Origin of the sequence: Syntrophus buswellii, from assembly GCF_046097065.1 — a bacterium.
GTDB classification, from domain to species: Bacteria; Desulfobacterota; Syntrophia; order Syntrophales; family Syntrophaceae; genus Syntrophus; species Syntrophus buswellii.
The window spans coordinates 291623-307727 of the sequence record NZ_CP175563.1 but is presented as its reverse complement, the minus strand read 5'-3'; the positions used below and the strand labels follow the sequence as shown (position 1 = coordinate 307727).

Sequence of the window (16105 nt, the reverse complement as noted above, 5' to 3'; positions counted from 1 at the left end):
GCTCACTTCCTTGAGAATTAGCCCGTTAAGAATCCTGTTTTGATTGCGCTTCGGGCAGACACCCACGGCATGTGCCCGACGATATCTGATTGCAAGATTGCACGGCGGCCGAGACTGTCCCTCGCTTGGCTACAGGAAATTATCAATAGACATCATACAGATAATTTTTCGTGATTAGATGTCTTTATATTCCGCTTCGCTCTGTACCCCCATTCGGCCTGCGCCTCATTCCCGTTCGGCAAACAAGCGGAAATGGTTGCCTTGCCCTTCGCTGATTCACTGCGCTTAAAACTCGCGCAAAAAAGAAAGGGCTTCTCATGTTCAGTGAAACACGGGAAGCCCTTTCTTTAAAGAACGGATGTCGTTATTTTTTTGCCACGGCAGTCTTGAGCATCTTGCCGGCCGTAAACTTTGGGACCTTTTTCGCCTTGATTTTGATCGGTTTTCCTGTCTGCGGATTTCTTCCGGTTCGGGCTGCCCTTTTCGCAACCTTGAACGTGCCGAAACCGATGAGTGTTACAGATTCGCCCTTTTTAAGTGCTTCGGTCATTGATTCGAGAACACATCCCACGGCTTCCCTCGCCAGTTTCTTTTTCCCGACAACTTTCGCTACCGCTTCAACCAGATCGCCTTTATTCATCTCTACCCCTCCTCATCAATGTCGTTCGTCACTGCCCACAACACTTACACCGCACACGCACTCGCTAAATCAGCATTTAAAGGCCATTCTGCTAAAAGTCAATAGAAATGTTCTGTTAAATCAACAAATAGCGGAAGAATATTTCGAGAAACCTTCCCGGAGGGTCTTTTACAGCTCCTGTACCCGGTCGATGCGGTCCGGATGAGAGAGGGCTACTCTGAGGGTTCGTCTCTGCCCGATCTCACTACTTAGACACGAAAGGCCGCAGTCAGGCATCTGTGTAGGAGAAGACGCCGCGGCGCATGAAATCGGAGCCCATCGAAACGGCAGGGGGCGCTCAATCGCCCTTTTCCTGTTCTTCCTCTTTGATAAGCTCTTCAAGCAGTCTTTCCAATCCGTCGATGATCTGCTCCTCCGAAGGATTGACAAGCTTGGAGGACTTCTGCAGATCTTCTTCGGTAAGGCCGATTTTTTTCAGGAGTTCTTGCTTATATCTTTCCATGGGACGACTTGCTATAACATCTTTGCAGAATTGTCAAAAGGAATGCCATGAGCCTCTCCAAACAAACCGTCGGGATATTCCGTCTTGATACTTTGTCCGACCCTTTCTATAATCGCACCCGAAAGAACATCCTCACCGGATCAACCAAGAGGTGCGATTTATGAGTTCTCCGCGTTTTCCCGAACCCTATGAGCATCGGCATCCTCCCTTCTGCAACATCCGTGATCTCAATGTGAAAGAGGAAGAGGAATTGCGGGCGATTCTCGATCATCTCGCCGCCCAGGACAAGGCCCTTATCGAAATCCATCGGCAGCTTGCCGCGATCCGCAATGACCGGGAACGGTTAAACGGAACCGATGGCCCACTATAACGCAACAGCGCCCAGCGCTTTTAAGGATAAAGGAGGGTTTTCAGCATGCTGACTATCGATCAGACCATTCTGCTCGTCATTGATATCCAGGGCAATCTGGCACAGGCCATGGACGACCGGGGATCACTGTTTGAAAACGCCCGGAAAATCATCCAGGGGATACAGACCTTTGACATCCCCCTGATCGTCACCGAACAGATTCCGGCCAAACTGGGACCGACGATCCCTGAAATCGCCGACCTGTTCCAAGGCATGACCCCGATCGCCAAGGAAAGCTTCAGCTGCTTCCAGAATCCCGGCTTCCGGGAAACCCTGGAGAAAACGGGACGCCGACAGGTCCTGATGACGGGAATTGAAACACATATCTGCGTTTACCAGACCGCCCGGGATCTTCTCGCAGCGGGCTACGAAGTGTACATCGTCGCCGACGCCGTCTCCTCGCGGACAGCCCGGAACCGTGAGATCGGTTTGAAGATGATGGGGGATGCCGGCGGCAGACTCACCTGCACGGAGGCGGTCCTCTTCGAGCTTTTACGGACAGCCGCCTCCGAAAAATTTAAAGACATCTTCAGAATCGTCAAGTAGACAGCGGGGGGAAACCCCTGTTAGGCATGACAGAAAGGCAAGGAAGGGCCGAATTCAGCGGCGGAGGCGGAAAAGCCGGCCGCCGCTGCAATAAGAAACAGAAAACCCTGGACTGTTAATTGCGTGACACTAGGTGACGGACCGCCTTCTCCAGACCGTCCAGGGTCAACTCGAACATGGGAAAGACATCCTGGACAATCCCGATGGTCCAGGTATGGCGCCATTCCCACTCCGGCTGGGGATTCAGCCAGACGGCATGGCGGAAGGTCCGAGCCATCATTTTCAGCCGCTCGATGCTGGCAATAGAGGACCGATGGAAATAGTAAATCCCCCCATTCTGATGCATCAATTCCGACGGTGCCATGCTGGCGTCTCCCACCATGATCAGGCGCGTATCCGGCTCCTTGCGGAGAAAATCCTCGATGGCCTCCGCCTTGTGGCGGCGCTCCGGATCCTGCCAGACATGATCGTAGACGGTATTGTGGAAATAGTAGATCTTCAGATCCTTGAACTGGGTGCGGGCGTAACTGAACAGGGTCTGCACCACTTGAATATAGGGATCCATGGACCAGCCGCCGTTGTCGATCATCAGGATCACCTTGAGGCGGTCCGTCATCCGGCGGTCAAAGACAATCTCGACCTCGCCGGCATTGCGCATCGTTTCATAGATGGTCTTGTCCACATTGACGATGTCTTTCGGCCCCTCGGGAACCATGCGCCTCAGACGCTTCAGGGCCTCGCCCATCTGGCGCTGGGTCAGAGGGCCTTCCAGGGAATAGGACTTATAACGCCTGTCCATGGCCACCTTGATGGCCGATTTGTTCCGGGAACGGCCGCCAACGCGCATTCCTCCCGGATGGTAACCTGAATGGCCGACGGGTGAGGTCCCCCCGGTGCCGATCCACTTGTGTCCCCCGTGGTGCTCCTCTGTCTGGTCCTTGAGGCGATCGAGGAAATACTGCACCAGCTCTTCCGGGGTCATTTTCTGCATCTCCTGCTCGTCGATGCCCAGCTCCCGGGCCAACGCCCCGGGATCCTTATTCAGCCAGTCCTCCAGCATGGCCCGAACAACGTCCGATATTTCCTCGATATCGGGCTCCTCCAGGGCCACCCCTTTGAAATGATAGGCGAAGATCTGATCATAAAGATCAAAATAGCGCTCACTCTTGACCAGGATAGAGCGGGCCACCGTGTAAAAATCCTCGAGGGAGGTCACCATCCCCAATCCCAACGCCTTCTGCAGCCGGAGGAAGGAAGTCGGGGATACCGGGATCCCCTTCTCGCGCAGGGTGTAAAAAAATTGCGTAAACAAGAAAATCCCCCCTTACATTCTCAGGCGTGACATCTGTTGGGCGGCAAGATTCAAATCCGCGCTCTTCTTGAACAGGATGCCGAGGTAGGGCGAATCCCCCCTTCGCAGCTTGCCGACCTTGAAGTCCGGATCCGCTTTGAGGGCGCGAATCCAGTTGATCAGTTCCCGCGTGGCCGGCTTCTTCTCGATGCCTCGGAATTCCCGCAGCCGGTAAAAGGTGGCGATGCAGGCCTCCGCCATGTCGTCATTGATGCTGGGGAAATGGACATCCACAATCTGCCTCATGACATCGGGATCGGGGAAAGCGATGTGATGGAAGTTGCAGCGCCCCAGGAAGGGGTCCGACAGGTCCTTCTTGGCGTTGGACGTGATGATGATGACCGGCCGATGCTTCGCCTTGATCGTCTTGTCGATTTCGATGATGTCGAACTGCATCTGGTCCAGCACGTCGAGCATGTCGTCCTGAAAATCCGTATCCGCCTTATCGATTTCATCGATGAGCAGAACCGTGCGCTCATCGGCCACAAAGGCCTGGCCGATCTTGCCCATCTTGATGTACTCTTCGATATCGCTCACATCCCGTTTAGAATCACCGAAACGGCTGTCATTGAGACGCGTCAGGGTGTCATACTGATAGAGAGCCTCCAGCAGCTTCATGCTGGATTTGACGTTCAGGACAATGAGCGGCATGTTGAGGCTTTCTGCGATCGCATGGGCCAGCATGGTCTTTCCCGTGCCAGGCTCACCCTTCAGCAGCAGCGGCATTTCAATGGCAATGGAGACATTGACGATTTTGGAAAGCTCCTCGTCGAGAATATATTTCGAGGCCCCCTCGAACCGGTGTAACGACTTGTTTTCACTCATAACGGAAACTCCTTGAACTCCGGGAATCAACCCGATTTTTTGCAGGAAAGACCTGCAATATTTTTTAGGTCCGGACAGCATTTCAACTCCATTCCTTCAACCCCGCAGATATAATCATGCCATGCAGCCTTGTCAAGATCTAATATAAAATCATAAAGATAACACCATAATTTCTTATCTCTGAACTGTCCTCCTCCCGGCCGTCACCGGCGGGCCAGAAGCATTCGAACCAGGCGGGCCGGCATGGGGTCCACCGTGTGGAGAGCGCCGTGGGGACAGACTTCGATGCAGCAGAAGCAGCGGATGCATTGGTCGTAGATGAATTTCAGGGGCCGAACGCTTCCGTTGATGGCTTTCGCCGGGCAGATGTCCCAGCAGGCCCCGCAATGCCGGCAGCGATCCAGTTCGGCAACGGGCCTGGGAAGGAAGTAGAGCCTGAGAAAGCGCTGCAGGATCCGGGGGCCGTAGAGCAGAGACGGCACGGACCGGGGTAGCTCAAAAGACCTGACAGGCTCCAGCTGGCCGTCGATGGAAAGCGGCTCTTCCAGAAGCCCCCTTTCACCGGCGGTTTTCAGGACGGGGATTGCCTCCGGCTCCAGTTCCAGGATTCGGCAAACCGTTCTGTCGATGGCCAGGGCATTGTCACTTCCGATCAGCAGGCCGATCTCCTTCGGAACTCCCCGTTTTCCAGGCCCTTCCCCCTCCAGGGCCAGAATCCCGTCGAGGATTGTAACGGCAGGAGAAATCCGCTGGTAAATCTGGACCAGCAGCCGGGCGAAGAGGGGATGATTGACCCCTGTCCTCATGTGCCATTCCGGTTTGCGGTATCCTACGATGCACCCAAAGAGATTCTTGACGCCCAGCGTGAGGATCATCTGGCGGTGGGTTTTAAGCTTGGGGAGATTGATGATAAAATCCGACTCGATCGCTTCCCTGGCGATGTCGATGAATCCGAAGGGCGGGCCGATGTCGATTTTCAGGGATTCCTGAAAGGGGCGGCATTCCACGTTCAGCGGGGCCAGGGCTTCCGAAATGCCGCTTTCCTGAAGAATCCTGCCGAAGGAACCCAGCGCCGGACTGTCGGCGATGAGGGGGCGGGCGCCCCGCTCCAGGACGTATTGCGCAACGGCCTTGATGACCAGAGGATGCGTCAAGAGGGCCTGTTCAGGGGCGGCGTAGGTCATCAGATTGGGCTTGATCAGCACCCGGCTCCGGGCGGAGAGGTTCCGTCCTCCGAAACGATCCAGCATGGCGAATACCAAAGGCTGCAACGTTTCGTACCGGTACGAGGATTTTCGAATCATAACGAGAGACATGAACCGGACCAAAGCTCCTGAGTGCGGCAAAGATCGGCCATTCTATCATTAAAGGTTTTCCGGGGCCATTATTTAAATTCCCGGATATCTTATGGAGAACGGGGGCCTCACGAAGGCGGGAAGGAAAGAGAAGCGGCGACTGGATTTCGTGCCGCATCCGACGCAACGCCGTGCATCCGCCTCGGCGTTGTGCCGGTTTTCAGTATCGCGGCATCGGCCGCTGAAACTGGAAACATCAAAGGGATTGTGACAGGGAGAAAGCGGCGGCAAGAGCCAATCCGGCCACGACGTATACGAGGGCCCTGTCATAGCGGGCTGCAAATCGGATCAGCTGCTCGTCCCAATCGGAAGTCTCGACATAGCGCTGAAAGCGGCGGAGCTGCCTTCCAAGGTCAAAGGGGCACCGGGCCACGGCATTTCTTCCGCTCAAATATCCGGCGTTTCCTGCGGTCATTGTTCTCATCTCTACCCTCCTGTCACATGAAAAATCAGGTTTTCTGTCTGTTATCTCAGTCCCGCCCTAGGTATGGTATTTCCGGACGACGGCCGTGACCACCCCGGCCAGCTTCAGTTCCTGCCGAGGCCGGATGAGCGGGTAGTTCGGATTGGCCGCCTCAAGATAGACCTCGCCCTTTTCTTTTCGAAAGGTTTTCATGGTCCACTCGTCGTCCACTTCGGCAATCACCACGTCGCCGTTTTTCGGCTCCCGGCCCTTTTCCACAATCACGAGGTCCCCCGGCATAATCCCCTCCCCGATCATGGAATCGCCGGATACCTGCAGCAGAAAACTTGCTTCGGGCCTGGACACCAGGTATTCATCCAGGGAGAGGATATCCCTCAGCTCCTCTTCTTCCGGAGAGGGAAAACCGGCGGCGACCTCTCCGACCAGGGGGATGGAAAAGGGCCGCTGCTTCCAGGCAAGACGCCCCTTTGAATCCCGCTCCAGGATCTCCGCCTCGATGAGTTTGCCCACCCAGAAATGCACAACGCTTTTCGACTTTACGCCGAGGAGCGCCACCATCTCCTCATAGGTCGGCATCCGCCTGCTCTCGCGGAAGAACGCGGCAATCTGTTGTTTCACGCTCTGAACGGTTCGTTTTTCTTTCATGACTCACTATTATAGAACGACCGTTCTATTGTCAAGAAAAATCTTCCAGCCGGTTGATCTTCTTCATCCAGGTCAGGGATCCTCACAGCGAAAGATGAGTCAACTTCTGAATATGATATTGCTTAATGAACCATTTCTTCTTGACTTCACCGTGCCATTCAGACAAGATTTTTTCCTGGATCATTGCTTTGCCCCGAGGGCACGTCATCCTCCAAAAAAATGAGAAAGGAGACTGATCATGTCTTATGTCATTATCGGTGTTCATGGACTCGCAAACAAGCCGCCCCGGGAGAAACACGCCCAGGATTGGATCGCGGCGATCCGGGAAGGATTAAAAAGAAACTGCTCCCTCGACATCCAGACCATCGACTATATCCCGGTCCATTGGGCGCATCTTAATTACCCCGATCCGGTAAGCCCCGATCCCGAACCCTATGTCGCGACCCCTTCAGACCAACCGATCAAGAAATACCGGGACGGCTTTATGGACCAACTCAGAGGATATGTCTCTGATGTTCCGGGCGACATGATCCAGAAGGCCAAGGAGTGGTTCGGGTTCGGCCTGGTTACCGAGGCCGTGCTGAACAGGAAGCTGACGGACCTTGGCCTGTATTACAGCAGCCATGAAAACCGCACCGAGCTGAGGGGATTGGTGAAAGATGCCATCGACGGCAGCAAGAACCGGCGAATCACCCTCATTGCGCACTCGATGGGATCCATCATTGCGTATGATGCCCTCAGAGAGCTTGGAGACACCGATATGACGTATCGAGTCGATAATTTCGTCACGATCGGCTCCCCTCTCGGGCTTCCCACGGTTGCAGCGAGAATCGCCAAAGAATGGAACATTCTCCGCACCCCCAGCGTCGTGAAGCGGTGGGTGAATTTGTCTGACCCGAGAGATCCTGTCGCCTTTGATGCCCGCCTCCGGAATGATTATGAGGCCAACGACCGGGGCGTCAGGGTTGAAGACGACCTGATATTGAACAACTACCAGGGACCGGACGGCAAAAAGAATTATCACAAGATCTATGGCTATCTGCGTTGTCCTGAGATGAGCGAACTGCTCCGCGGCATTCTCTGACGGCGCAGCGATCCCGCCGGCCCGGTCCCACCGAAGGGTCCGCGCTTGATCGACGGGCGGGACGGCGCCGGAATCATTCGCAAACCGTTTTCCCTGGATTCAGCCGTCAAGACCGGCCGTTTGAACATGGGAAATCGCGCAGAACCTCCCGACCATTCTTCGAGAGGAATGATCGTAATCCCCCCTTGATTAAATCCGCGCACATGGATATCCTGCCCGGGTTTTTTCTAATTAGGAGCCTTTTCATGATGAAGATTCTTCTGGCCGGCTATAACCTGGATTACGAAACGATCCGGCAGCTGCAGGCTGCCCGGCCTGATCTGCGCAATCTGACCCCTGAAACCCTTTCCGCCGCCTATGCCCGCATAAGCCGCGATCCCCGGCCTGTTGATGAGCTGCGGGCCGTTGCCCGGGAGACGGTCGAAAAGGCCAGGCAGTCCAACCAGACCATCGTCTTCGGTCTGGGACACAGCTCCATTGCCGAACACGCCGTTTTCAACATCGATATCCTGGGTATTTCCCGGCTGGCGGCGGAGGAAATCGAAAAATGCCGCCTCTGTTCCTACACAGAGAAATCCCAGCGCTACATCCTGCTGGCTGACGATTTCGTGATTCCCGATGAGGTCCGGCAGGCGGGGCTGGAAGAGGCCTTCCGGGAAATGATCGGGGAGCAGAACGCCCTCTATCACGCCCTGTATGAAAAGCTTTTGCCTTACGTCCTGGAAAAGCATCCGGAAATGGCCGCCCTCCCCGCGAACCGGGCCATCCTGGAGGGATGGGCCAAGGAGGACGCCCGCTACATCGTTTCCCTGGCAACGGAGGCTCAGCTGGGGATGACCCTCAACACCCGGAATCTTGAACTCATGCTGCGGCGGCTGGCCGCCCATCCCTTAACGGAGTGCCGGGCCATCAGCCGGCAGCTTTACGAGAGGACCTTTGAAGTTGCGCCGTCCCTCATCCGCTACGCCGACCCCACCCCCTTTGACCGGGACACCCGGCCGGCTCTGCGCAGGGCAGGCGGAGCCCTGTCGGCCCGATATGCCGACGGGGAAGATCCGCAGGTTGGTGAAGGCGGGGAAGAAGGCCGGCAAATGGGCGGCGTCCGCCTGATCGAGGCCGCGCCGGACGCCGATGAACGTATCCTGGCGGCGCTGCTTCATTCCTCGTTGTCCCTGTCCCTCCACCGATGCCGGACCCTGGTGCACCGGATGAGCCCCACCGAAAAAACGGCCCTTCTGGAGGAGGCCCTCCGCTTCCTATCGGAGCATGATGCGGTTCTGAGGGAGTTTGAATATGCGGACCTGACCTTTGAGCTGACCCTCTCGGCAAGCTGCTTCGCCCAGCTCAAACGGCACCGGATGGCCACCCTTACCGTTCAGGACTACCATCCCGATCTCGGGGTCACGATTCCCGACGCCATTGTGGAAACCGGCATGGAACCAACCTTCCGGGAAGTCATTGCCCGGACGGAAGCGGTCTATCAGCGGATCGCCTCAACGGCTCCGGAAGCCGCCGCCTACATCCTCACCAATGCACACCGCCGCCGGGTCCTCCTCAAGGTCAATGCCCGGGAGCTCTACCACATGGCCCGCCTGCGGGCCGACGCTCACGCCCAGTGGGACATCCGCCGGCTTGTGAACGACATGCTCGTTCTTGCCCGGAAGGTCATGCCCCTCACCCTGATGCTGGCCACCGGCAAGGACGGCTTTCGGGACGCGCACCACGCCCTGTTCCCGTCCAGGGGATAAGGAACGGGAAAGATAGAGGATGCAGGGGTTTCGGATGATGCCGCCCTGCCGGGCATCGGCACAGTCCGTTTAAATTCCCTGCTTCTCGTATTCCTTGCGCAGCCGCTCCAGCCCCTTGCGGTAGCTTTCGCCATCGCCGTACTCGAAAAATCGGGGATAGCGGTCGTGAGCGGCCATAATCCGGCGGGCATGTTTGATGGGACACCAGTACTGCTCCGTGCGGGCGGCAACCTCCCGGAAATAGGCAGCCAGGCCATTGGCATAGGAGCAGTAGAAGCAGTTGAACTTCTCAATGGCGTTGAGATAGGGAAGATCCACACGGTCAAAGACGAGATAATCGGATCGTTTCGCTTTGGGAATGCCGTACACGGGAAAGCAGATGCCCTGGTACACAAAAATCAGCAGGTCCAGCAGCACGAAAACGAGAAAGCCGGAGTAGATCAACGGAGCCGTCAGGATGTTGAGCAGCCGCGCTTCGATCAGGAAACGGACCACGCCCTGTCTGAAACGGCGCTGCTGGAGGGCCACCTCTTCACTGAGGCGGAAGCGCTTCCTGTCGATGCTGGTCAGGAGATCTTCCCGTTTCCTCTGGAACTCAATCTCCATTTCCTCTTCAAGTTCCTTGATCTTGACGATCAGTTCATCGATCCGATGTGTCATTGCCGCCTCCTTGTTTTCCCTGGAGCCTGACAGCGTTCAGGGCTGGTTCCGATCCGATTCCAGATATTCTTTCAGGACAACGGCATTGTTGTGCTCCGTGTCCTTGGCGCTATACACGAGCGTGATCGTGCCATGGCAGGCATTCTTCCGAAGTTCTTCAACGACTTCGGGCTTATGGTCGAGTTCCCCGGCATAGCGGTCGCGGAACCCGGCCCATTTTTCCGGATCATGGCCGAACCATTTCCGGAGAGCGTCACTGGGGGCGATTTCCTTGAGCCACAGATCGATCCCAGCCGAACTCCTGGACACGCCGCGTGGCCAGAGCCGGTCCACAAGAATCCGCAATCCGTCTTCTTCCTGCGGGGCTTCATAAGCCCTTCTCAGCTTGATGTTCATAGAGCCTCAGCCCGTCAGCACTTTCCTTGAAGACCGACAGGGGTTTCCCCGCCGGATCAGACGCGTTTTCCTCTCAGAGGGCCCTCTCTTCCCGGCCAACGATTACCGTGAGCTTCCCCGTACTTTTCCTTACAAACAAACCCGGCCGATACGACATCTCCGTCGCGTTGTCTCGCCGTTGCCCTTCACAGCCCTTTCTTTTCGAACCAGGCGAACAGGGAAATCGTGGCCGCCCAGAACAGGGCGATGATGACCCATGGCGAAAGGCCCGTCACTTCCGGCAGGCCGATCTTGCCGAAGTTTTTCCACGCCAGAACGGTGGATTTGAAAAAAGGATAGAGCTCTGCATAGAGAGCTGCCCCGGCCACCATGCCCAAGGCGGCAAACAGGGCATGCCAGCGTCCTTCCCCCAGTGCGCCGACGGATGTGCCGGGGCAGAAGCCCATGATGGCCCAGCCGGCTCCGAACAGGGCGCCGCCCACCACCACGGCGCCGACATTCATGGCTTTATGGCTCAAGGTGATGATTCCTGCGTCGGATAGCAGGTTAATCCCCACCATGCCGACGAGGATCGACGAAAGCATGAATTTGAAGATGGTCATGTCCCTGAGCATCAGGGCGCCGAGCTGCTTCTCGAATCGCAGCACGCGACCTTTCTGCAGAAGAAACCCGAAGGCCACACCCGTCATCAGGCCCAGTATCTGTTCCGTGCTCATGACGCCCTCCTTCCATAGAAAATGGCCGCAACAATGACACCCACGCAGAAAAACATCGCCAGCGCCACAAAGGCACTTCCCGACAGCTGCATCATGCCGCTGAGGCCATGGCCGCTGGGGCAGCCGTCCGCCATCCGGGCGCCTACCATGGCGACAATGCCTCCGAGGAAGGCTCCGGCCGCCCTTTTTCCGACGGACGGCCCGAAGCGCTTTTTCCACACGGGGGGAACACCTTCCAGTTTAAAGCTCCTGTCGGAGAGGGACGAGACCAGCGCTCCCAGGAAAATGCCGCATACCAGCATGAATTGCCAATCGACACGCACCTTTTCCTTCTTGAAGTACTCGTTCGCCGCCACGTGCTCTCCGGCAACCGTCCGCTCCAAAAGGCCGGCGGCACGGACGAATGTCGTTGATGCTCCCAGATAGGTGCTCTTCCCCAGCAGAGCGGTCGTCGCCCATACGGAGACGACGGCCAGGAGCCCCAGAAGGGCCCCGGCGAGGTAAGGGCTCCAGCCTCGATCCTTCGTTTTTCTCTTCATCACGCGATCTCCTTTCTTCCAGAAAGATTCCAAGGGGACTGCCAGGGCGATCCTTACACGATGTTCCTGAAGCCGCTGCTCTTATTTCAGCAGCCACTGGTGCAGGAAGGCAGCTGCGGTCCAGGCGGCAAAACCCGCGGCTAGGACCTCCGGCAGTGAACACCCTTTTTTCAAACACAGAAAGGCCACAAAAAAGAACAGCAGGGTCGGCAGGATGCCCCAGAATGCCCCCTTGGCAAAGCTCTGCATGATCTGTGGATCGCCCCCGTTCTCAAGATAGACCCAGACCAGAACAAGGGCACCCGTCAACGGCATGACGCCGATCAGGCCCGCCAGCAGAGGAAACCTCCTGGCAAGGGCAGTCGCCAGGACAATAACGGACACACTGATGACCACTTTGATGAGCATCTGCATGGGGTGCTACTCATCTGTCGCCCAGAGCAGGACCCGGCGGGGACAGGCCTCCAGACACATGCCGCAGCCGATGCACTTTTCCCCGTCCAGCTGCAGAGTTACAACATGTTCCAAGCAGAGCAGCGTTTCCATCGTGCTTTTTCAACACTCCTGTCGGCTGCTTGACATTCCTCACCAAAGAATCCGGAGCGTCTTCGCGGCAATCCAGAGCGCCAGACCCGCCAGCCCTCCGGCGATCTGCAGGGGAAGAGCCAGGCGCATTTCCCTGCGCACCCCGGACAGGGAGGTAATGAGCGCAGAACCGGTAAATCGCATGGCCAGGAAGGAGGAAACGGCGGGCACAAGAAAGAGGACGGAAAAAGACTCCAGAACCCTCGGCAGAGATAGGGGGGAGGTCAGCCGGGCATTGAGCAGAAACAGGACGATGATCCAGGCGGGACACAGCCCCTTGGCGGCAAACGTCCGGCCCGGCAGCCACGGGAAAAGCGCCGGAGTGACCGTCGTCCCGGAAAAAAATGCCCCCAGCAGGGCATAGACCATGAAGAGTCCTGAATCGAAGGCAAGAGCCGTCTTCCATCCGGATTCTGCGTCTATCCCGGCGGCAAGCAGGAAAAAAAGACAGAGCGGAATCAAAAGCTTCAGGCTGGAAATCCATTCCATGGGAATAAGGGCGATCCGCTCCCGGAGGGGAAAGGTCTTTCTCCGCATGGCCTCCGTCGCCTTCATCCCGGCATCCAGGTATGCGGGAAGGTCGCAGGCCTCCACCGGGCCATAGGAAACGGTAAAGCCGGTCCGGCTTCGAACCTCTTGGGCGGCCACTCCCGAGGCTGCAAGCTGCGGCAGGATCAGCCGCCGATGCTTCACCACCTTTCCCAGCCCGCTGGACTGCAGGCGAAGGACCAGCTCCTCCGTCCCGAAATCCCCTTTCGCGGCGGCACACCAGACATTTACCCCTTGCGTGTCGAGAACGAGAATCCAGGCGGACCTGCCGGAAAGGGCCTCCCGCAGACGGTCAAAGCTCGCTTTATCGTTTGCCGAAACCACCACCGGCGACGCTTCGTCCGGTCTGCCCAGGGCGTAGAGGCCCGGATCAAGAGAGTAGTTCCTCCAGCCGATTCCAAAGCGGACCTTGAGGCTGCCGAGCAGATCCCGGCGGGAAAGATCGGCTTCCACGACGGGAACAGCGCCGATGGGTGTGTGCAGAAAACCCCGGACGAAAGATTGATGAAGGCCGGGAAGATCTGATGAAGTCCGACCCCCTTCGTCGCCAGCGGTCTTCGATGAGATCCCGGAAATGATCTTCCGGCTCTGCTGTTCCGACGGCATAACATGACTCCCGAATCGACGGAAACCTTTCCGTTCGTTTTGTCTTTTTGAATCATCTCTGATAATCACTATAGACGAATTTCCATCTCAACAAAACTTAAATTTATAATTCACAAGTTATTTTATAGAGATAGATGATTTATTGGTTCACGAGCCGGGACCTGCAACCTTACCCGCATGCTTCGTTCTCCGCTGCCTGCCGCCGGAACATGACGCCCCGGATACGGCCAAACCTGCCGACCGGAGAGGTCCTTTCTCCGGCCTCCCTCCTCTGCAGCCTGAGGACCTTGCAGGGGAGAGGCATCATTTTTTTCTGGTCTCTTTTTTAACCTTGAATGATGAAAAGGCATATGCCATACTCCGTTTCCTCATTAAAGTTGATTTTTTCTGGCTCAGGCCGGTAACGGCCTCCTTCTTTGGACTTGAATGGAGTGCAAACCGGGGTCGTTGACTTGCCTTTATACCAGTTTTTATGTCGCTCTGTGAGCGCATTACTCGCCTGACATTTTAAGGATGGTACCATGGGGAAAAAAATTTTCATCATTGACGACAATAGCCATCTCAGCATGTTTTTGGAAAAAAAGTTGACCGATGCCGGACATGAGGTCGTCACGGCCATGGACGCTCTGTCAGCCTTCAGGGCTCTGGAACATTATACCCCCGACATCATTCTCTGTGATTACTTTCTTCCGAACATCAACGGTGATGAGTTGTGCCAGAAAATCCGCCGGATGGATTCCCTGAAAAGCGTCTTTCTGGCCATCATGTCAGCGGCAGCCCATGAATTGGATCTGGATCCTTCTAGCATAGGCGCCGATGCCCTGATCGCCAAGGGTTCTTTCAAGGAGACGGAATCCCATATTTTAGCCCTCCTTGAAGATGTGCAGACCAGCGGTTCCCGCCCGGGGAAAACCGGCCGGATCGGATTGGAATGCACCAATGCGAGGCAGTTGACCAAGGAACTGATTGCCAAGAACCGATACCTGCAGACAATGCTTGACAGCATTGCGGAAGGGATCATTGAGATCTGCTCCGGCCAGATTGTTTATGTCAATGCTCCGGCCATGAAGATCCTGGACCAGACACAGGATCAGATCCTCTTTGTTCCGCTTCCCACCCTCTTTGAAGGAGAGGCGAGAACCCAGATAGAGTCGCTCCTCGGTTCCCACTCTCCGGATCAGATCCTGATCGAGCAGCCGGAAACAGAGGATGGCAAAGAACGCATCCTGTCCGTAAAAAGATTGCCCTCCTGCGGAGAGTTCAGCAACATTCTTATCCTGATCGAGGATGTCACGCGGCGGATACAGGCCGAAAAAACGCTGCGGGACTCCCACCACCATATGGAGGAACTGGTTCAGGAGCGGACGGAGGATTTGAAGCGGGCTAACGAAATGCTCAAGCAGGTCCAGAAACTGGAAGCCATCGGGACACTGGCGGGAGGCATTGCCCACGATTTCAATAATATCCTGAGCGCCATGATCGGGTACATGGAGCTCACCAAACTGACCCCCAGCCCGGAAAAGCGCCAGTTTTATCTTGACCGGGCCCTCCAGGTCAGCAATCGCGCCAAGGACATGATCAAACAAATCCTCATTTTCAGCCGCCCTCAGGATCAGGAGAAAAAGCCCATCCTCCTGGCACCGGTCATCAAGGAGGGGCTCAAGATGCTTCGGGCCACGATCCCGTCCACGATTCAGATCAATCAGCGGATTTCCGACCAGTCCCTCATGATTCTCGCCGATGCGACCCAGGTGCACCAGATCCTGATGAATCTGGCGACCAATGCCTTTCATGCCATGAGGGAACGGGGCGGCATCCTGGACATTGAACTCGCTCAGGAAAAAATCCCTCCCGGCAAGCGGCATCCGTCCATCCATCTCGCTACAGGCGAGTACGCCAGATTACGGGTCAGGGATACGGGACACGGGATCGATTCGGCGATTCTTGACCGGATTTTTGATCCCTTTTTCACCACCAAGGGCCCCGGAGAAGGAACCGGCCTGGGGTTATCCGTTGTTTACGGCATTGTCCGGGATCACGGCGGCAGGATCCATGTCGCCAGCGTACCGGGAGAGGGCACAACCATCAGTGTTTATCTGCCCCTGATTGAACCGGAAGAACCCGGAGACAACGGAGACTCGGAGCCGATCCCCAAGGGCAGCGAACGCGTCCTGTTCGTTGATGACGAAGCGGCCATTCTCGACGTGACAAAATCCATGCTCACGGCCCTCGGGTTTCATGTGACCGCCAGACAGAGCAGCGCGGAAGCGCTGGAGCTTTTTCGCGCTCAGCCCGATTCCTTTGATATTGTCATCACGGACATGACCATGCCCAACATGAGGGGAGACAAACTGGCCGAGGAGCTGTTGAAGATTCGCAGCGATATACCCATCATTCTCTGCACCGGGTACAGCGACCTGATTTCCGAAGTCAGGGCGCAGGAGATCGGCATCCGCCAATTCCTCATGAAGCCGCTGTCCCTCGGGGACCTGGCGCGGGCTGTCCGCAAAGTCCTGGTCTGAAGC

At 56.4% G+C, this 16105-nt stretch carries 19 protein-coding genes; 5 read left to right on the top strand and 14 right to left on the bottom strand.

Annotated elements, in window-relative coordinates:
- Window positions 1-364: 364 nt before the first annotated feature.
- Both ACJ77P_RS01385 and ACJ77P_RS01380 read right to left on the bottom strand, forming a co-directional pair.
- Complete coding sequence (locus ACJ77P_RS01385; RefSeq protein ID WP_367360536.1) at window positions 365-640, bottom strand: HU family DNA-binding protein; 276 nt, start codon at window positions 638-640, stop codon at window positions 365-367.
- Window positions 641-977: 337 nt separating this feature from the next.
- Complete coding sequence (locus tag ACJ77P_RS01380) at window positions 978-1142, bottom strand: hypothetical protein (protein ID WP_367360535.1); 165 nt, start codon at window positions 1140-1142, stop codon at window positions 978-980.
- 160 nt (window positions 1143-1302) lie between these two features.
- Between ACJ77P_RS01380 and ACJ77P_RS01375 the strand changes: the two genes are divergently transcribed.
- Window positions 1303-1512, top strand: coding sequence for a hypothetical protein (locus ACJ77P_RS01375; protein ID WP_367360534.1), 210 nt, complete (start codon window positions 1303-1305; stop codon window positions 1510-1512).
- A gap of 45 nt (window positions 1513-1557) precedes the next feature.
- Complete coding sequence (locus ACJ77P_RS01370; protein ID WP_408998824.1) at window positions 1558-2097, top strand: hydrolase; 540 nt, start codon at window positions 1558-1560, stop codon at window positions 2095-2097.
- 115 nt (window positions 2098-2212) lie between these two features.
- Here ACJ77P_RS01370 and ACJ77P_RS01365 read toward each other — a convergent pair whose 3' ends face one another.
- The 5 genes from ACJ77P_RS01365 to lexA all read right to left on the bottom strand — a co-directional run bounded on the left by ACJ77P_RS01365 (window position 2213) and on the right by lexA (window position 6697).
- The gene (locus tag ACJ77P_RS01365) at window positions 2213-3409 is read right to left on the bottom strand and encodes a VWA domain-containing protein (RefSeq protein ID WP_367360532.1); all 1197 of its coding nucleotides are present in this window, start codon (window positions 3407-3409) and stop codon (window positions 2213-2215) included.
- A 12-nt stretch (window positions 3410-3421) separates the two neighbouring features.
- Window positions 3422-4273: a MoxR family ATPase gene (locus ACJ77P_RS01360; RefSeq protein WP_367360531.1), complete on the bottom strand. Its 852-nt coding sequence runs from the start codon at window positions 4271-4273 to the stop codon at window positions 3422-3424.
- Between the two features lie 203 nt (window positions 4274-4476).
- A complete protein-coding gene (locus ACJ77P_RS01355) occupies window positions 4477-5589 on the bottom strand; it encodes a DUF362 domain-containing protein (RefSeq protein ID WP_367360530.1) in 1113 nt (370 codons plus the stop codon).
- A gap of 235 nt (window positions 5590-5824) precedes the next feature.
- Window positions 5825-6052 (bottom strand): hypothetical protein, encoded by a 228-nt coding sequence (locus ACJ77P_RS01350; protein ID WP_367360529.1) that lies wholly within the window; start codon window positions 6050-6052, stop codon window positions 5825-5827.
- Between the two features lie 57 nt (window positions 6053-6109).
- Window positions 6110-6697, bottom strand: a complete 588-nt coding sequence (lexA, locus tag ACJ77P_RS01345) for a transcriptional repressor LexA (protein WP_367360528.1) — start codon at window positions 6695-6697, stop codon at window positions 6110-6112.
- Window positions 6698-6935: 238 nt separating this feature from the next.
- Between lexA and ACJ77P_RS01340 the strand changes: the two genes are divergently transcribed.
- Together ACJ77P_RS01340 and ACJ77P_RS01335 are read left to right on the top strand one after the other, a co-directional pair.
- Window positions 6936-7781, top strand: a complete 846-nt coding sequence (locus ACJ77P_RS01340) for a triacylglycerol lipase (RefSeq protein ID WP_367360527.1) — start codon at window positions 6936-6938, stop codon at window positions 7779-7781.
- A 245-nt stretch (window positions 7782-8026) separates the two neighbouring features.
- Window positions 8027-9529 (top strand): FAD-dependent thymidylate synthase, encoded by a 1503-nt coding sequence (locus ACJ77P_RS01335; protein ID WP_367360526.1) that lies wholly within the window; start codon window positions 8027-8029, stop codon window positions 9527-9529.
- A 69-nt stretch (window positions 9530-9598) separates the two neighbouring features.
- Here ACJ77P_RS01335 and ACJ77P_RS01330 read toward each other — a convergent pair whose 3' ends face one another.
- From ACJ77P_RS01330 to hgcA, 7 genes are all read right to left on the bottom strand, one after another.
- Window positions 9599-10189 carry a hypothetical protein gene (locus ACJ77P_RS01330; protein ID WP_367360525.1) on the bottom strand — a complete coding sequence of 197 codons (591 nt, stop codon included), beginning with the start codon at window positions 10187-10189 and terminating at the stop codon, window positions 9599-9601.
- A gap of 36 nt (window positions 10190-10225) precedes the next feature.
- Window positions 10226-10585 carry a DUF488 domain-containing protein gene (locus ACJ77P_RS01325; RefSeq protein ID WP_408998823.1) on the bottom strand — a complete coding sequence of 120 codons (360 nt, stop codon included), beginning with the start codon at window positions 10583-10585 and terminating at the stop codon, window positions 10226-10228.
- Window positions 10586-10770: 185 nt separating this feature from the next.
- Entirely contained in the window at window positions 10771-11301 is a 531-nt protein-coding gene (locus ACJ77P_RS01320; protein WP_367360523.1) for a YeeE/YedE thiosulfate transporter family protein, read from the bottom strand.
- Window positions 11298-11840 (bottom strand): YeeE/YedE thiosulfate transporter family protein, encoded by a 543-nt coding sequence (locus ACJ77P_RS01315; RefSeq protein ID WP_367360522.1) that lies wholly within the window; start codon window positions 11838-11840, stop codon window positions 11298-11300. The genes ACJ77P_RS01320 and ACJ77P_RS01315 overlap by 4 nt, the downstream gene beginning before the upstream one ends.
- An 81-nt stretch (window positions 11841-11921) precedes the next feature.
- Window positions 11922-12254, bottom strand: coding sequence for a DUF3147 family protein (locus ACJ77P_RS01310; RefSeq protein ID WP_408998822.1), 333 nt, complete (start codon window positions 12252-12254; stop codon window positions 11922-11924).
- 6 nt (window positions 12255-12260) lie between these two features.
- A complete protein-coding gene (locus ACJ77P_RS01305) occupies window positions 12261-12368 on the bottom strand; it encodes a 4Fe-4S binding protein (protein ID WP_408998821.1) in 108 nt (35 codons plus the stop codon).
- Between the two features lie 57 nt (window positions 12369-12425).
- Window positions 12426-13580, bottom strand: a complete 1155-nt coding sequence (gene hgcA, locus ACJ77P_RS01300; RefSeq protein ID WP_408998820.1) for a mercury methylation corrinoid protein HgcA — start codon at window positions 13578-13580, stop codon at window positions 12426-12428.
- A gap of 521 nt (window positions 13581-14101) precedes the next feature.
- Here hgcA and ACJ77P_RS01295 point away from each other — a divergent pair.
- Window positions 14102-16102: a response regulator gene (locus tag ACJ77P_RS01295; RefSeq protein WP_367360519.1), complete on the top strand. Its 2001-nt coding sequence runs from the start codon at window positions 14102-14104 to the stop codon at window positions 16100-16102.
- Window positions 16103-16105: the final 3 nt, after the last annotated feature.

Excerpts from the sequence above, each read along its gene's own strand:
- ACJ77P_RS01335 (WP_367360526.1), top strand. The coding sequence starts at position 8,027 with ATGATGAAGATTCTTCTGGCCGGCTATAACCTGGATTACGAAACGATC.
- ACJ77P_RS01295 (WP_367360519.1), top strand. The coding sequence starts at position 14,102 with ATGGGGAAAAAAATTTTCATCATTGACGACAATAGCCATCTCAGCATG.
- ACJ77P_RS01310 (WP_408998822.1), bottom strand. The coding sequence starts at position 12,254 with ATGCAGATGCTCATCAAAGTGGTCATCAGTGTGTCCGTTATTGTCCTG.
- ACJ77P_RS01340 (WP_367360527.1), top strand. The coding sequence starts at position 6,936 with ATGTCTTATGTCATTATCGGTGTTCATGGACTCGCAAACAAGCCGCCC.
- lexA (WP_367360528.1), bottom strand. The coding sequence starts at position 6,697 with ATGAAAGAAAAACGAACCGTTCAGAGCGTGAAACAACAGATTGCCGCG.
- hgcA (WP_408998820.1), bottom strand. The coding sequence starts at position 13,580 with ATGCCGTCGGAACAGCAGAGCCGGAAGATCATTTCCGGGATCTCATCG.
- ACJ77P_RS01355 (WP_367360530.1), bottom strand. The coding sequence starts at position 5,589 with ATGTCTCTCGTTATGATTCGAAAATCCTCGTACCGGTACGAAACGTTG.
- ACJ77P_RS01360 (WP_367360531.1), bottom strand. The coding sequence starts at position 4,273 with ATGAGTGAAAACAAGTCGTTACACCGGTTCGAGGGGGCCTCGAAATAT.
- ACJ77P_RS01320 (WP_367360523.1), bottom strand. The coding sequence starts at position 11,301 with ATGAGCACGGAACAGATACTGGGCCTGATGACGGGTGTGGCCTTCGGG.
- ACJ77P_RS01315 (WP_367360522.1), bottom strand. The coding sequence starts at position 11,840 with ATGAAGAGAAAAACGAAGGATCGAGGCTGGAGCCCTTACCTCGCCGGG.
- ACJ77P_RS01375 (WP_367360534.1), top strand. The coding sequence starts at position 1,303 with ATGAGTTCTCCGCGTTTTCCCGAACCCTATGAGCATCGGCATCCTCCC.
- ACJ77P_RS01370 (WP_408998824.1), top strand. The coding sequence starts at position 1,558 with ATGCTGACTATCGATCAGACCATTCTGCTCGTCATTGATATCCAGGGC.
- ACJ77P_RS01325 (WP_408998823.1), bottom strand. The coding sequence starts at position 10,585 with ATGAACATCAAGCTGAGAAGGGCTTATGAAGCCCCGCAGGAAGAAGAC.
- ACJ77P_RS01385 (WP_367360536.1), bottom strand. The coding sequence starts at position 640 with ATGAATAAAGGCGATCTGGTTGAAGCGGTAGCGAAAGTTGTCGGGAAA.
- ACJ77P_RS01380 (WP_367360535.1), bottom strand. The coding sequence starts at position 1,142 with ATGGAAAGATATAAGCAAGAACTCCTGAAAAAAATCGGCCTTACCGAA.
- ACJ77P_RS01350 (WP_367360529.1), bottom strand. The coding sequence starts at position 6,052 with ATGAGAACAATGACCGCAGGAAACGCCGGATATTTGAGCGGAAGAAAT.
- ACJ77P_RS01330 (WP_367360525.1), bottom strand. The coding sequence starts at position 10,189 with ATGACACATCGGATCGATGAACTGATCGTCAAGATCAAGGAACTTGAA.